Here is a 15,474-nt window from a genome sequence, read left to right on the forward strand (position 1 = left end):
GACACGATCACAGGCATGCGGGTACTCATCGCCGGTTCCGGCGGGCTCATCGGCACGGCACTGGCCACCCGGCTGCGGACCTCCGGCCACGACGTCGTCCGGCTGGTCCGCCGTGAGGCGCGCGCGGCCGACGAGCGCGGCTGGGATCCGCCGTCCGCCAGGATCGACGAAGGCGCCTTCACCGGGGTGGACGCGGTCGTGAACCTGTGCGGTGCGCCGCTGCTACCGGGCCGCTGGAGCGCGATGCGCAAGCAGGTGCTGCTCGACAGCCGCGTGGAGCCCACCGAGGTACTGGCCGAGGCCGTGGCCGAGCACGGCATCAAGGTGCTGGTGAACGGCTCCGCGGTCGGTTACTACGGCAGTCCCGGCTCGACCGTGCTCGACGAGGGGGCCCCGTCCGGCGAGGATTTCCTGGCCGGGCTGTGCCGGGCCTGGGAGTCGGCCACCGCCCCGGCCACCGCGGCGGGAACTCGCGTGGTGTCGGTGCGCACGGGCCTGGTGCTCGCCCGCGAGGGCGGGCTGATGGTCCTGCTGCGCCCGCTGTTCAAGGCCGCGCTGGGCGCCCGGCTGGGCGACGGCCGCCAGTACATGTCCTGGATCTCGCTGGACGACCAGATCGGTGCCCTGGTCCACGCTCTGGAGCACGAGGATCTCCGCGGACCGGTCAACCTCACCGGCCCGGCCCCGGTGAGCAACGCGGAGTTCACCCGCGCCCTGGCCCGCGCCGTCCACCGCCCGGCGCCGTGGCGCGCGCCCGGCTTCGTGCTGAAGCTGGCTCTCGGCCAGGCCGCCGAGGAAATGGCGCTGTTCGGCCAGCGCGCCGTGCCCCGCGCGCTGGAACGTTCGGGGTACGCGTTCCGGCACGAAACGCTGGAAAGCGCACTGGCCGCGGCGACGTGACCGGGGCTTCGGAGCCAGCGCCGGGTCGGGCCCGACGCACGCGGACCACTCCCCGCGCGGACCGGCCCGGCCCCGGCACGACCGTCCGCCGCGTCCGCTGGCTGGTCGCCGGAGTGGTCCTCCTGACCGCCTTCCTCCTGCTCGGCCTGGCCGTCGCCCACCAGCCGCTCGCGCTGGACCAAGCCGTGGCCGATGCGTTGCGCGGCCAGTACTCCCGGCCCGCCGGCCAGGTCGCCGGAGTGGTCACCACCGTGCTCGGTCCCGTGCTGCCCTTCGCTCTCGGCCTGGCCCTGGTCGTGCTCGTGCTGCGCGAGCGGGCGCGCCTGCCGCTGGGTCTGAAGCTCGCCGCCGTGCTCATCCTGGGCCGGCTGACCAGCGTGGTGTTCAAACCCGTTTTCCTGCGCCCGCGCCCGCGTGCGTACCCGGACCTCAGCTACCCGAGCGGGCACGTCGTGTCCGTCGCGTCGACCGCGCTGGTGGCCGTGCTGCTCGTGGGGTGGCTCGCCCCGAAGTTCGTCGCCCGGACGGCCGTGATCGGTGCCTTGGCCACGGTGCTCGCGGCCGTCTGCCGGATCGTGCTCGGCGTGCACTGGGTGACCGACACCGTCGGCGCGGTGCTGGCGGTCCTCGGCGTCGGGCTGGTGTCGGCGAGCGCACTGCGGCTCCTGCCCCTTCCCGCGCGTGATCGGCGTAGCCTCGACGAGTGAGTTCTTCGAGCCCTTCCTGCCGTGCCGCCAGCGAACCCGTCGACGTCCGGGAGCTCGGCACGATCGCCTACCCCGAGGCCTGGGACCTGCAGCGCGAGGTCCTCGCCGCACGGGCCGACGAGACCGGCCCGGACACCTTGCTGCTGCTGGAGCACCCCTCGGTGTACACGGCGGGCAAGCGCACCGAGCCCGCCGACCGGCCCACCGACGGCACCCCGGTGATCGACGTCGACCGCGGCGGCAAGATCACCTGGCACGGGCCGGGCCAGCTGGTCGGCTACCCGATCCTCAAGCTCGACGACCCGATCGACGTCATGCACTACGTGCGGCGCCTGGAGGAGGCGCTGATCGTGGTGTGCGAGCGGCTCGGCGTGCGCCCCGGCCGCGTCGAGGGCCGCAGCGGCGTGTGGCTCCCGGCCGGCGACCGCGGGATCGAGCGGAAGATCGCCGCCATCGGCATCCGCATCGTGCGCGGCGTCACCATGCACGGCTTCGAACTCAACTGCAACGCCGACCTGTCCGCTTTCGACGCGATCGTGCCGTGCGGCATTCGCGATGCCGGCGTCACCTCGCTCTCGGCCGAGCTGGACCGCGATGTCACCGTCGAGGAGGTGCTGCCGATGGCCCGCGAGACCGTGCTGGCCGCCCTCGAAGGCGAGCTCGTGGTCACCGGCGACCGCTGGCTGCCGCGTCCGGAAGCACCGCAGGCCCCCGGCGTCACCTTCGCCCTGCAGAACTGACCCCGTGGGTGGCCGGCCCGGTTCCGACCGTCCCGGCCACCCACGAGCGGTCACAACTGGGCAGCGACCTCGGCCGCGATGTACTCGATGTGCCCGAGGTCGGCCAGGTCCAGGATCTGCAGGTAGAGCCGGGTGACCCCGGTCTTCTCGCGCCACTGCCCGATCCGGTCGACGACCTCCGCGGGCGTCCCGGCCAGTCCGTCGGCCCGCAGCTGCCCGAGGTCACGGCCGATCGCCTCGGCCCGGCGCGCCACCTCGGCGTCGTCGCGGCCGACCACGGCGGTCAGCGCGACCGAGCGCAGGATCGACTTCGGGTCGCGCCCGATCGCCTCGGCCGCCGCGTCGACCCGGGCGAACTGCTCGACCACCGCCTCCTGTCCGGCGAACGGCAGGTTGAACTCGTCGGCGAAGCGGGCGGCCAGTTCCGGCGTGCGCTTCTTGCCGCCACCCCCGAGGATCACCGGCGGACCGGGTGACTGCGCGGGCTTCGGCAGCGCGGGCGAATCGGTCACGGTGTAGTTCCGGCCGGAGAAGGAGAACTGCTCCCCCACCGGCGTCTTCCACAGCCCGGTGATGATCTCCAGCTGCTCGGAGTAGAGGTCGAACCGCTCCTTGGGCGCCGGGAAGGCCAGGCCGTACGCGGCGTGCTCCCGCCCGAACCAGCCCGAGCCGAACCCGAACTCGACCCGGCCGCCGGACATCCGGTCCACCTGCGCGACGGAGATGGCCAGCGGGCCCGGGTGCCGGAAGGTGGCGGGGCTGACCAGGGTGCCCAGCCGCACCCGGCTGGTCTCGCGGGCCAGCCCGGCCAGGGTGATCCACGCGTCGGTGGGTCCGGGCCGCCCGTCGCCGCCCATCGCCAGGTAGTGGTCGCTGCGGAAGAAGGCGCTGTAGCCGGCGTCCTCGGTCGTCTTGGCCACCCGGAGGAGGTCGTCGTAGCCGGCGCCCTCCTGTGGCTCGGTGAAGATCCTCAAGTCCATGCCGGTCAGCCTAATCAGCTCGCGGCGGAGCGCTCCCCGGCCTCGCCGGGCTGCCGGATCCGCAGCAGCACCCGCACGATCACGTCCTGGATCTCGGCGCTGACCTTCTTCGGGTCGGCCGCACCGGCGATTTCCGTGGCCGCGCTGGACAGCGCGCCGAACAGCAGCCGCGCGGTCAGGTCCACCGGGACCGGCTCGACCTCGCCCGCGTCCACCAGGGACTGGAGCCCGGAGCGGACCAGGCCGAAGCTGCACTGCTCCTCGGCCTCGCGCCAGCGCTCCCAGCCCATCACCACCGGCGCCTCGTGGATGGCGATCCGCTGGTACGCCGGGTCGAGGCAGCTGCGGATGAACTCCTTGAGCCCGCCGAGCGAGCGTTCCCACGGCGTGCCGGGCCCGGTCACGATCTTCTCGAGCCGGTCGTAGACCAGGCTCTCCACCGCCTCGAAAGCCGCCTCGAACAGGGCCTGCTTCCCGCTGAAATGGTGGTAGAGGGCGCCTTTGGTGACGCGGGCGCGTTTGGCGACCTCGTCGAGCGAGGTACCCGCGTAACCGCGCTTGGTGAACAGCTCGACCGCGCTGTCGACCAGCGCGGAGCGGGTCGACTCCGAATAGTCGAGACGTCGGGACCTCATTGTCGGCACCCTCACAACCTTACGCCGGGAAAGCCGCTCCATACCCATGGTATGTTCGGCGGGTCAGGTCCGTACCGGGAGTATGCCGCAAACCGGCGGTATGGCCCGGGTCACGGAAGGGGAGCCCACACATGAGCTGGACCGACTTCTACCGACGCCGGGAAATCCTCGAAGCCGCCATCCGCCACGCGGGACGCGCGCCCGGCGAACCGCTGATGCTGGAGGAGATCCCCGGCGCAGCCGACGTCTACGGCAGTGAAGACAACCTGCTGCTGGCGATGCAGTACAAGTGGAGCCAACTGCTCGGCGGCCACCTGCGCGCCGAGCTCGCCGACCCGGCCGACGCCGAGGCCGACGCCATGGACCGCGACCAGGTCGACGCCGTTTCGCGGGCGTGGCGCCGGGCCCAGTCCGACAACGAAGCGCTGCGCGCGGTCCTCGACGGCGCGCAGGAGCGCTGCCCCGCGCTCGCCCGGCAGCACGAGGGCGAGCTGCGGATGCTGGCGCTCACCGCCGGCCTCGCGGAGCCCGGGGAACCGGCCGCGGAGATCACCAAGGTCGGGCACGCTCTCGACGCGCTGGTGCGCGCGGGCGACTCCGGCCCGGTCCGGCGCCGCGGCCCGGTGGGCCACCTGCTGCGCCTGCTCGCTCCCAGCGCGTGAGGTGTAGTTAGCTGGAGGCATGGACCAGCGCTGGACCGAGTCCGACATCGCCGACCAGTCCGGCCGGACCGTGGTGGTCACCGGCGCCAACTCGGGTCTGGGCCTGCGAACCGCCGAAGTGCTCGCCGGTCGCGGCGCGCGGGTGCTGCTCGCGTGCCGCTCGGCCGAGCGCGGCGCCGTCGCTCTGGAGCGAGTGCGCGTGGTCGCGTCCGGCGCCGCCCCGGAGCTGGTCGTACTGGACCTGGCCGACCTGGCCTCGGTCCGCGCGGCCGCCGCGTCCGTCCGCGAGCGGACCGGCGACCACCTCGACCTGCTGATCAACAACGCCGGCGTGGTGGCCGCCGCCCGCGGCCGCACCGCCGACGGATTCGAACTGCAACTGGGCACCAACCACCTCGGCCACGCGACCCTGACCTGGTTGCTGATGCCCGCTCTGCGCGGCGGGACCGGCGCCCGCGTCGTGACGCTGTCGAGCGTCGCCGCGATCGGCGCGCGAATCCGCCTGGACGACCCGAACTTCGAGCACCGCCCGTACAACCCCGCGACGGCCTACCGGCAGGCGAAGCTGGCCAACCAGGTCTTCGCGCTTGAGCTCGACCGGCGCCTGCGGGACGAGGGGGCGAAGGTGCTCAGCGCTCTCGCGCACCCCGGTTACACCGCGACCGGGCTGAGCACCGGCATGGCCCGCACGTACCGCAGCCCGTTCGTCCGCCGGGCCATCCTGTCGGTCAACCATGCGGGCGAGGTGCTGCTTTCCCAGAACGTGGCTCTCGGCGTGCTGCCCCAGCTCTACGCCGCGACGGCCCCCGGCGTCCAGGGCGGCGACTACATCGGCCCCCGCGGCCTCGGCGGCCTCCACGGGTACCCCACGAAGGTGCGCCTCCCGGCGGTTGCCGGCGACCCCGTCACCGGCCCCGCCCTGTGGGACCTGACGGCCGGCTTGACCGGCGTCACCCCCGACCCGCGCTAGCCGTTCACCGGCCGGACCGGGCGTACCGTGGTTTTCATGAGCGCGGCGCCTGAGGGGCGGAAGTTGTTGCGGTTGGAGGTCCGTAACAGTGAGACGCCGATTGAGAAGAAGCCGTCGTGGATTAGGACGCGGGTGCGGATGGGGCCTGAGTTCACGGAGTTGAAGGGCTTGGTCCGTCGTGAGGGTTTGCACACGGTGTGTGAGGAGGCGGGCTGCCCGAATATTTATGAGTGCTGGGAGGATCGTGAGGCGACGTTCCTGATCGGGGGTGATCAGTGCACGCGGCGGTGTGATTTCTGTCAGATCGACACGGGTAAGCCGGCTGAGCTGGATCGTACCGAGCCGCGGAAGGTGGCGGAGTCGGTGCAGGCGATGGGCCTGCGGTATTCGACGATCACCGGTGTCGCGCGGGATGATCTCGATGACGGTGGCGCGTGGTTGTATGCGGAGACGGTCCGGCAGATCCATGAGCTGAATCCGGGTACCGGGGTGGAGTTGCTGATCCCGGATTTCAACGCCGATCCGGCGCAGCTGGCGGAGGTGTTCAGCGCACGCCCGGAGGTGCTGGCGCACAATGTGGAGACGGTGCCGCGGATTTTCAAGCGGATCCGTCCGGGTTTCCGGTACGCACGGTCGTTGGAGGTGATTACCCGGGCTCGTGCGGCCGGTCTGGTGACGAAGTCGAATCTGATCCTGGGGATGGGTGAGACGCCGGACGAGGTGGGTCCGGCGATGCGGGACCTGGTGGAGGCGGGGTGCGAGATCCTCACCATCACCCAGTATTTGCGTCCGTCGCCGCGGCATCATCCGGTGGATCGGTGGGTGAAGCCGGAGGAGTTCGTGGAGCATGCGGGGGCGGCGGAGGCGATGGGGTTCGCGGGGGTGATGGCGGGTCCTTTGGTGCGGTCGTCGTATCGGGCGGGCCGGTTGTATGCGCAGGCCAAGGCCCGTCGTGGTGAAGCCCTCCCGGGCAACCTCTCCCACCTCGCCGAGCAGGGTCCGGCCGCGCAAGAGGCCAGCTCCCTGCTCGCCCGCTGATTCCAGCGACCCGCCCGCCGGAAATCCCAAGATTCAGTAAAGTAAAACCATGGCCTTGGTAACGGATCTCCTCGACTGGCTGCAAGGACTCCCGGAACCGGGCCTGGTCGCCGCGGCCGGCGGGCTGGTGTTCGCCGAGTGCACCATCGGGCTGGGCTTCATCGCGCCCGGTGAGTCGGGGTTGCTCATCGCGGCGACGACCGCGACCACGGTGGCGCGATTCCTCACCCTCTGGGCCGTGGTCACGGTATGCGCGGCGCTCGGCGATTCCGTCGGCTACGCACTCGGCCGCCGGTTCGGCCCGCGGTTGCGCGAGACCAAGCTGATCCGCAAGTACGGCCTCGACGCGTGGGACAAAGCCGCCTCCGTACTCGAACGCCGCGGGGCCTGGGCGGTGTTCTTCGCGCGCTTCCTGCCTGTGCTCCGGACGTTGACACCGGCCGCCGCGGGCGCGTCCGGTCTGCCGTTCCGCAAGTTCCTGCCCGCGACGGCCGCGGGCGCGTGCTGCTGGTCGCTCGGGCACATCAGCATCGGCGCCGCACTCGGCGAAGCCGCCAAGCAGGTGGAGGGGGCACTCAGCACCGGGTTCCTCGTCGTGGCCGTCGCGGTGATCGGCGTCCTGCTGTTCTTCCTGCTGCGGTTCAAGAAGCGCAAGGCACTCGAGAGCACGGAGAAGGCTGAGCAGCCCGAGGAGCCCGTCCGCTCGACCGGCTGAGCGTGGGTCCGGAGTCACACCGCTGTGACCGCTCCCGCTGGTTACATTCGGCGGTATGACCCCACTCGATCTCCCCGGGCCGGTCGCGTTCGTCCTCGGCGGGGGCGGCAGTCTCGGCGCGCTGCAGGTCGGGATGCTGCGCGCACTGGACGAAGCCGGAGTGACGCCCGATCTCGTCGTCGGCACGTCCGTGGGCTCGCTGAACGCGGCCGTGCTGGCCCTGCCCGGCGGCGACCGGCTGGACCGCCTGCGCGGCATCTGGGCCCACATGACCCGGCACGAGGCCTTCCCCGGCGGGGTGCTGAGCCAGGTGCGGACGCTGCGGCACAGCAAGACGCACCTGTTCCCCCACACCGGCCTGGGGAAGATCGTCGACGATCACCTCGGCGCCGACCGCACCTTCGAGGACCTGGCGCTGCCGCTCGGCGTCGTCACCACCGACGTCGACACGGCCGAGCCGAGGCTGATCCGGTCCGGGCCGCTGCGCGCGCCGTTGCTGGCCAGCTGCGCGATCCCCGGCATCTACCCGCCGGTCGAGCACGAAGGACGGCTGCTCTACGACGGCGGTCTGGTCGCGAACGTACCGATGCGCCAGGCGCTGGCCATGGGGGCGAAGTCGCTGGTGGTGCTCGACTGCGCGTTCCCCGGCAAGATGCCCGGCGCGCCGCGCACGTTCGCCGAGGTGATGATGTTCACCGCGATGATCAGCATGCGGAACCAGGCCGTGCTGGAGGCCCCGCTGGCCGCCGAGCGGGCCCCGGTCGTCTACCTGCCCGGCCCGGCTCCCGTACGGGTCAGCCCGCTGGACTTCACCCATACGGATGAACTCGCGGACCAGGCCCACCACGCCGCGGCCGGATATCTGAAGAAACTGCAGGTGGACGGCCCCGGCCTCTACGGCGCACCCGGACTCGTCACAACGTGATCCACGCCACTGCAATGCACCTATCCGCTGCACACCGCGTCTTTCCAATCGCGTAGTTTTGCATGAGTAGAAGCCCGCTGGCCCGCGATACCCCACAAAAGAGACATTATGTTCCCGAAGAAGACTTTGTTTTCGGTTGCCGGAGTCCTCGCGGCGACCCTGCTGGTTTCGGCCTGCTCCGGTGGGGACTCCGCCGGGACCGCCCCCGCCCCCGGGGCCGCCGCCGGCTCCAGCCAGTCCGCGTCACCGGCGACGGTGACGATCGATCCGGCGAACGCCGACAACATCAGCCCCACCACCCCCATCGTCGTCAAGGCCGCCAACGGCAAGCTGCTCGACGTGGCGGTGACCAGTGCCAAGGGCAAGACGGTCGCCGGCAAGATAGCGTCGGACGGGCTCAGCTGGACCAACACCGACGTGCTCGGTTACGGCGGCACCTACAAGATCGTCGCCCACGCCCAGGGCGCCGACGGCAAGTCGGTCGAGAAGGACGGCCAGGTCGTCACGCTGTCGCCGGCCAAGCAGGCGAACGCGAACCTGATCCCGGCGCCGGCCTCGGTGAAGAGCACCGGCGTCGGCGTCGGTCAGCCGATCGTCTTCAGCTTCGGCGTCGCGGTGAAGGACAAGGCCGCGGTCGAGAAGGCGCTGAACGTCGAGTCCTCCCCGAAGCAGGAGGGCGGCTGGTACTGGATCGACGACAAGAACGTCCACTACCGCCCCAAGGAGTACTGGAAGCCGAACACCACGCTGACGGTCTCGGCCAAGATCTACGGCGTTGATTTCGGAAATGGTGTCTTCGGCGCGGAGGACCGCACCGAGACCTACAAGGTGCATGATTCCTGGGTCGCCAAGGCCGACGGCAACTCCGAGCAGATGCAGATCTTCCACAACGGCGACATGGTGAAGTCCATGCCGATCTCCATGGGCAAGGACGAGACCCCGACCCACCTGGGCGCCCACGTCATCTCGGACAAGCAGGCGAACTACACGATGGATTCCTGCACCTACGGGGTCTGCCCGCCGAACCCGAAGGCGTACCGCTCCAACGAGAAGTTCTCCCAGCGCATCTCCAACGACGGTGAGTTCGTCCACGAGAACCCCAACAGCGTCGGCCAGCAGGGCAGCTCGAACGTCTCCCACGGCTGCATCAACCTGAACGCCGCCAACGCCGAATGGTTCTTCCAGAACCTCGGTCTCGGCGACGTCGTGGAGGTCACCAACTCAGGCGGCCCGCAGCTCCCGGTCTGGGACCTGTACGGCGACTGGTCCAAGTCCTGGGCCGACTGGCAGAAGGGCTCCGCCCTGTAGGAGTCTCTTGTTCGGGGCAGGCCATGGGAAAGGCGCCGGAGCTGATCGCTCCGGCGCCTTTCTCGTTTCCTTAACTCTCTTCGCGGCTTACCACCCGAGCTGGGCCCGGTGACCGCTCTACGAACCGGGGTTGCACCTGGAGTGGCCCCGCGGGCGCTGTGGGCGTGACGCAGCCAACTTCCACGGCCGAGGTGTCTCTCACCCAGTCAACGCGGCAGTCTCATCGCACACGGGCCGAGGTGCCTCACGCACGCCGGCGCCTTTCACACACGCACCGGCACTCATCGGGCCGCCGACGCTTATGACGGCTACCACCGCGCCTCGGTCAGCACCGTTCCCATCCCGGGCCGCACAAGTCCGCACTTCTTCTCCCCCCGGCCGCCGCTGCTTGTCCCAGCGACGTCCCCCATCCTGTGCTTCCTACCGGCGGTAATTGCTCCCAGCCTCATGTGCCTGGGCCTCTCCCGTCGTCCTCCCATTGCCTGACCTACCTCAAGCGACCCGGCCGGCCCAGACTTTCACTTCAGCATTTGCCTGTGCGAATACCCTGGACATGGCAGTAGGGCCCCGGGAGGACGGGTGGTGTCCTCGACCGGGGCCCTGCTGGTTGGTTGAGTTCGGCGGTGTCCTACTCTCCCACAACCCTTCGGTTGCAGTACCATCGGCGCTTCCAGGCTTAGCTTCCGGGTTCGGAATGGGACCGGGCGTTTCCCTGGGGCTATGACCACCGAAACACTGTAAAACAACACACACTCACCACCGTGTTGTGTGGTGGTGTCGGGTGTGGTGTTTCAGAGCTGTAGAGTGGATGCGTAACATCTTCGTGGGCAAGTCCTCGGCCTATTAGTACCAGTCAACTCGACAACACATTACTGTGCTTCCATTTCTGGCCTATCAACCCAATGGTCTGTTGGGGGCCTTAACCCACACGGGGTGGGATACCTCATCTTGGAACAGGCTTCCCGCTTAGATGCCTTCAGCGGTTATCCCTTCCGAACGTGGCCAACCAGCCATGCCCCTGGCGGGACAACTGGCACACCAGAGGTTCGTCCGTCCCGGTCCTCTCGTACTAGGGACAGCCTTCCTCAAGTATCCTACGCGCGCGGCGGATAGGGACCGAACTGTCTCACGACGTTCTAAACCCAGCTCGCGTGCCGCTTTAATGGGCGAACAGCCCAACCCTTGGGACCTACTCCGGCCCCAGGATGCGACGAGCCGACATCGAGGTGCCAAACCATGCCGTCGATATGGACTCTTGGGCAAGATCAGCCTGTTATCCCCGGGGTACCTTTTATCCGTTGAGCGACACCCCTTCCACCAGGTGGTGCCGGATCACTAGTCCCGACTTTCGTCCCTGCTCGACATGTCTGTCTCACAGTCAAGCTCCCTTGTGCACTTGCACTCAACACCTGATTGCCAACCAGGCTGAGGGAACCTTTGGGCGCCTCCGTTACTCTTTAGGAGGCAACCGCCCCAGTTAAACTACCCATCAGGCACTGTCCCTGAACCAGATCATGGTCCGAGGTTGAGATTCCCAATTCGACCAGAGTGGTATTTCAACAACGACTCCACCACCACTAGCGTGACAGCTTCACAGTCTCCCACCTATCCTACACAAGCCGAACCGAAAACCAATACCAAACTATAGTAAAGGTCCCGGGGTCTTTCCGTCCTGCCGCGCGTAACGAGCATCTTTACTCGTAGTGCAATTTCGCCGGGCCTGTGGTTGAGACAGCCGGAAAGTCGTTACGCCATTCGTGCAGGTCGGAACTTACCCGACAAGGAATTTCGCTACCTTAGGATGGTTATAGTTACCACCGCCGTTTACTGGCGCTTAAATTCTCAGCTTCACCCCCCGAAAGGAGTTAACCGGTCCTCTTAACGTTCCAGCACCGGGCAGGCGTCAGTCCATATACATCGTCTTGCGACTTCGCATGGACCTGTGTTTTTAGTAAACAGTCGCTTTCCGCTGGTCTCTGCGGCCACCCACCCCTAGCCCGTCAAGAGCTTCAGGATGTTTGGCCCCCCTTCTCCCGAAGTTACGGGGGCATTTTGCCGAGTTCCTTAACCACAGTTCACCCGATCGCCTTAGTATTCTCTACCTGACCACCTGTGTTGGTTTGGGGTACGGGCCGTGCATGCACTCACTAGAGGCTTTTCTCGGCAGCATAGGATCACTCTACTTCACCTCAAACGGCTACGCATCACGTCTCAGAGTATCTAAAGCACGGATTTGCCTATGCTTTCTCCTACACGCTTACACCAGGACAACCAACGCCTGGCGGAGCTACCTTCCTGCGTCACCCCATCGCTTGACTACTACGAAATCAGGTCCCACGCTCCACACGACACCTCCGTCCGAAGACATCAGCGCCGGCTTCGGGTGGTTAGTATCAAACGCCTCGTCATGGGCGCACATGCTCGGGTACGGGAATATCAACCCGTTGTCCATCGACTACGCCTGTCGGCCTCGCCTTAGTCCCGACTTACCCTGGGCGGATTAGCCTGGCCCAGGAACCCTTGGTCATCCGGCGGCAGAGTTTCTCACTCTGCATTCGCTACTCATGCCTGCATTCTCACTCCCACACCCTCCACGACTCGTTCACACGGCCGCTTCCCTGGATGCAGGACGCTCCCCTACCCATCAACACGACTACACAACCCCCTCAAGGAAGGTCGCGGATCTCCTGTGTCAATGACACAGCTTCGGCGGTGTGCTTAAGCCCCGCTACATTGTCGGCGCAGGACCACTTGACCAGTGAGCTATTACGCACTCTTTCAAGGGTGGCTGCTTCTAAGCCAACCTCCTGGTTGTCTGGGCAATCCCACATCCTTTCCCACTGAGCACACACTTAGGGGCCTTAGCTGGTGTTCTGGGCTGTTTCCCTCTCGACGACGAAGCTTATCCCCCGCCGTCTCACTGCCACACTCTCACACCACGGTATTCGGAGTTTGGTTGATTTCGGTAACCCGGTAAGGCCCCTAGACCATCCAGTAGCTCTACCCCCGTAGTGAAACATGTGACGCTGCACCTAAATGCATTTCGGGGAGAACCAGCTATCACGGAGTTTGATTGGCCTTTCACCCCTACCCACAGCTCATCCCCTCAGTTTTCAACCTAAGTGGGTTCGGGCCTCCACGACGTCTTACCGTCGCTTCACCCTGGCCATGGGTAGATCACTCCGCTTCGGGTCTAGACCACGCGACTATGTTCGCCCTGTTCAGACTCGCTTTCGCTACGGCTACCCCACACGGGTTAACCTCGCCACGCAGCACTAACTCGCAGGCTCATTCTTCAAAAGGCACGCCATCACCGTAACGTCTCACAACGTGCTCGGGCTCTGACGGCTTGTAGGCACACGGTTTCAGGTACTCTTTCACTCCCCTCCCGGGGTACTTTTCATCTTTCCCTCACGGTACTAGTCCGCTATCGGTCTTCAGGAAGTATTTAGGCTTACCGGGTGGTCCCGGCAGATTCACAGCAAATTCCACGAGCTCGCTGCTACTCGGGAACACCACACAAACAACCACCACATGTTTTCGCGTACGGGGCTCTCACCCACTCCGGCCCGCCATCCCAAACGGTTCCACTAACATGCATGATCATTCCGAGGACTGTCAGATCCTCGACGCTGGGTCCCACAACACCGCACACACAACGCCTGACAGCTTGACATGTACACGGTTTAGCCTCTTCCGCTTTCGCTCGCCACTACTCACGGAATCACGGTTGTTTTCTCTTCCTACGGGTACTGAGATGTTTCACTTCCCCGCGTTCCCTCCACACCGGCTATATATTCACCGGCGGGTAACACCACATCACTGGTGCTGGGTTTCCCCATTCGGAAATCCTCGGATCACAGCTCGGTTGACAGCTCCCCGAGGCTTATCGCAGCCTCCTACGTCCTTCATCGGCTCCTGAAGCCAAGACATCCACCATGTGCCCTTAACAACTTGACCACAAAGATGCTCGCATCCACTCTACAGTTCTCAAACACCACACCAGAAACAACAGTGTGTTGCCTCAGGACCCAACAGCATGCCAGCAAACACCCGACCACCCAGGCTACCGAAACAAACTTTCCCCACGGCCACGCCGCGGTACTCACTTGAACCTCACCCACCGTCGCCGGCGATAACCAGTAGTTCCACAATTCCTTGAGCAACCAGGACAAGTACACGCACGGCACTTGAGTCCCGGCCACCCCACACCCCGATCCCGGGTATCCCGGGGGGTGTGGATGTGTTGTGCTCCTTAGAAAGGAGGTGATCCAGCCGCACCTTCCGGTACGGCTACCTTGTTACGACTTCGTCCCAATCGCCAGTCCCACCTTCGACCACTCCCTCCCTTACGGGTTGGGCCATGGGCTTCGGGTGTTACCGACTTTCATGACGTGACGGGCGGTGTGTACAAGGCCCGGGAACGTATTCACCGCAGCGTTGCTGATCTGCGATTACTAGCGACTCCGACTTCACGCAGTCGAGTTGCAGACTGCGATCCGAACTGAGACCGGCTTTAAGGGATTCGCTCCACCTCGCGGTATCGCAGCCCTCTGTACCAGCCATTGTAGCATGTGTGAAGCCCTGGACATAAGGGGCATGATGACTTGACGTCATCCCCACCTTCCTCCGAGTTGACCCCGGCAGTCTCCCACGAGTCCCCGCCATGACGCGCTGGCAACGTAGGATAAGGGTTGCGCTCGTTGCGGGACTTAACCCAACATCTCACGACACGAGCTGACGACAGCCATGCACCACCTGTACACCAACCACAAGGGAAGCCCCATCTCTGAGGATGTCTGGCGCATGTCAAGCCCAGGTAAGGTTCTTCGCGTTGCATCGAATTAATCCACATGCTCCGCCGCTTGTGCGGGCCCCCGTCAATTCCTTTGAGTTTTAGCCTTGCGGCCGTACTCCCCAGGCGGGGCGCTTAATGCGTTAGCTACGGCACGGACAACGTGGATGTCGCCCACACCTAGCGCCCAACGTTTACAGCGTGGACTACCAGGGTATCTAATCCTGTTCGCTCCCCACGCTTTCGCTCCTCAGCGTCAGTATCGGCCCAGAGACCCGCCTTCGCCACCGGTGTTCCTCCTGATATCTGCGCATTTCACCGCTACACCAGGAATTCCAGTCTCCCCTACCGAACTCAAGTCTGCCCGTATCGACTGCACGCTGAAGGTTAAGCCTCCAGATTTCACAGCCGACGCGACAAACCGCCTACGAGCTCTTTACGCCCAATAATTCCGGACAACGCTCGCACCCTACGTATTACCGCGGCTGCTGGCACGTAGTTAGCCGGTGCTTCTTATCCAGGTACCGTCACTTGCGCTTCGTCCCTGGCGAAAGAGGTTTACAACCCGAAGGCCGTCATCCCTCACGCGGCGTCGCTGCATCAGGCTTGCGCCCATTGTGCAATATTCCCCACTGCTGCCTCCCGTAGGAGTCTGGGCCGTGTCTCAGTCCCAGTGTGGCCGGTCACCCTCTCAGGCCGGCTACCCGTCGTCGCCTTGGTAGGCCACTACCCCACCAACAAGCTGATAGGCCGCGGGTTCATCCTGTACCGCCGGAACTTTCAACAACCCCCCATGCGAGGAACTGTCATATCCGGTATTAGACCCCGTTTCCAAGGCTTATCCCAGAGTACAGGGCAGATTACCCACGTGTTACTCACCCGTTCGCCACTCATCCACACCCGAAAGTGCTTCAGCGTTCGACTTGCATGTGTTAAGCACGCCGCCAGCGTTCGTCCTGAGCCAGGATCAAACTCTCCAACAATGAACAGTCCGATCGAGACTACTTCTCAATCAATCACTCAAAAGAAAACCCCGACGAGGGGGTTAACATATAAGCTCTACTGGCTTAGTTCACTAGCACACTGTTGAGTTCTCAAG

At 65.8% G+C, this 15,474-nt stretch carries 11 protein-coding genes and 3 rRNA genes; 9 read left to right on the top strand and 5 right to left on the bottom strand.

The window, feature by feature from the left end; all coding sequences use genetic code 11:
* The first annotated feature begins 15 nt into the window (after positions 1-15).
* The 3 genes from NYF13_RS26310 to lipB all read left to right on the top strand — a co-directional run bounded on the left by NYF13_RS26310 (position 16) and on the right by lipB (position 2,347).
* Positions 16-900, top strand: coding sequence for a TIGR01777 family oxidoreductase (locus tag NYF13_RS26310; RefSeq protein ID WP_315660314.1), 885 nt, complete (start codon positions 16-18; stop codon positions 898-900).
* A gap of 113 nt (positions 901-1,013) precedes the next feature.
* Complete coding sequence (locus tag NYF13_RS26315; RefSeq protein ID WP_315660315.1) at positions 1,014-1,607, top strand: phosphatase PAP2 family protein; 594 nt, start codon at positions 1,014-1,016, stop codon at positions 1,605-1,607.
* On the top strand, positions 1,604-2,347 hold the full coding sequence (gene lipB / locus NYF13_RS26320) for a lipoyl(octanoyl) transferase LipB (protein ID WP_315660316.1): 744 nt from the start codon (positions 1,604-1,606) through the stop codon (positions 2,345-2,347). The genes NYF13_RS26315 and lipB overlap by 4 nt, the downstream gene beginning before the upstream one ends.
* A gap of 50 nt (positions 2,348-2,397) precedes the next feature.
* Here lipB and NYF13_RS26325 read toward each other — a convergent pair whose 3' ends face one another.
* Together NYF13_RS26325 and NYF13_RS26330 are read right to left on the bottom strand one after the other, a co-directional pair.
* Positions 2,398-3,327: an LLM class F420-dependent oxidoreductase gene (locus NYF13_RS26325; protein WP_315660317.1), complete on the bottom strand. Its 930-nt coding sequence runs from the start codon at positions 3,325-3,327 to the stop codon at positions 2,398-2,400.
* A gap of 14 nt (positions 3,328-3,341) precedes the next feature.
* Positions 3,342-3,962 carry a TetR/AcrR family transcriptional regulator gene (locus tag NYF13_RS26330; RefSeq protein ID WP_315660318.1) on the bottom strand — a complete coding sequence of 207 codons (621 nt, stop codon included), beginning with the start codon at positions 3,960-3,962 and terminating at the stop codon, positions 3,342-3,344.
* Between the two features lie 131 nt (positions 3,963-4,093).
* Here NYF13_RS26330 and NYF13_RS26335 point away from each other — a divergent pair, with 131 nt between their 5' ends.
* The 6 genes from NYF13_RS26335 to NYF13_RS26360 all read left to right on the top strand — a co-directional run bounded on the left by NYF13_RS26335 (position 4,094) and on the right by NYF13_RS26360 (position 9,580).
* Positions 4,094-4,624 (top strand): hypothetical protein, encoded by a 531-nt coding sequence (locus NYF13_RS26335; RefSeq protein ID WP_315660319.1) that lies wholly within the window; start codon positions 4,094-4,096, stop codon positions 4,622-4,624.
* 19 nt (positions 4,625-4,643) lie between these two features.
* Positions 4,644-5,594, top strand: coding sequence for an oxidoreductase (locus NYF13_RS26340; RefSeq protein WP_315660320.1), 951 nt, complete (start codon positions 4,644-4,646; stop codon positions 5,592-5,594).
* 36 nt (positions 5,595-5,630) lie between these two features.
* Entirely contained in the window at positions 5,631-6,632 is a 1,002-nt protein-coding gene (gene lipA, locus NYF13_RS26345; RefSeq protein WP_315660321.1) for a lipoyl synthase, read from the top strand.
* A gap of 49 nt (positions 6,633-6,681) precedes the next feature.
* Positions 6,682-7,347, top strand: coding sequence for a DedA family protein (locus tag NYF13_RS26350; RefSeq protein WP_315660322.1), 666 nt, complete (start codon positions 6,682-6,684; stop codon positions 7,345-7,347).
* A 55-nt stretch (positions 7,348-7,402) separates the two neighbouring features.
* Positions 7,403-8,272 carry a patatin-like phospholipase family protein gene (locus NYF13_RS26355; protein ID WP_315660323.1) on the top strand — a complete coding sequence of 290 codons (870 nt, stop codon included), beginning with the start codon at positions 7,403-7,405 and terminating at the stop codon, positions 8,270-8,272.
* Between the two features lie 108 nt (positions 8,273-8,380).
* Positions 8,381-9,580: an Ig-like domain-containing protein gene (locus NYF13_RS26360; protein WP_315660324.1), complete on the top strand. Its 1,200-nt coding sequence runs from the start codon at positions 8,381-8,383 to the stop codon at positions 9,578-9,580.
* A gap of 615 nt (positions 9,581-10,195) precedes the next feature.
* On the opposite strand, the gene rrf is transcribed toward NYF13_RS26360, so the two are convergent.
* The 3 genes from rrf to NYF13_RS26375 form a co-directional block, all read right to left on the bottom strand.
* Positions 10,196-10,312: ribosomal RNA gene (gene rrf / locus NYF13_RS26365) — 5S ribosomal RNA — on the bottom strand.
* A gap of 91 nt (positions 10,313-10,403) precedes the next feature.
* Positions 10,404-13,540: ribosomal RNA gene (locus NYF13_RS26370) — 23S ribosomal RNA — on the bottom strand.
* Positions 13,541-13,839: 299 nt separating this feature from the next.
* Positions 13,840-15,358: ribosomal RNA gene (locus NYF13_RS26375) — 16S ribosomal RNA — on the bottom strand.
* The 16S, 23S and 5S rRNA genes sit together here, the layout of an rRNA operon.
* Between the last annotated feature and the right edge of the window lie 116 nt (positions 15,359-15,474).

Origin of the sequence: Amycolatopsis sp. PS_44_ISF1 (assembly GCF_032335455.1) — a bacterium.
In the GTDB taxonomy this organism is placed as follows: Bacteria; Actinomycetota; Actinomycetes; order Mycobacteriales; family Pseudonocardiaceae; genus Amycolatopsis.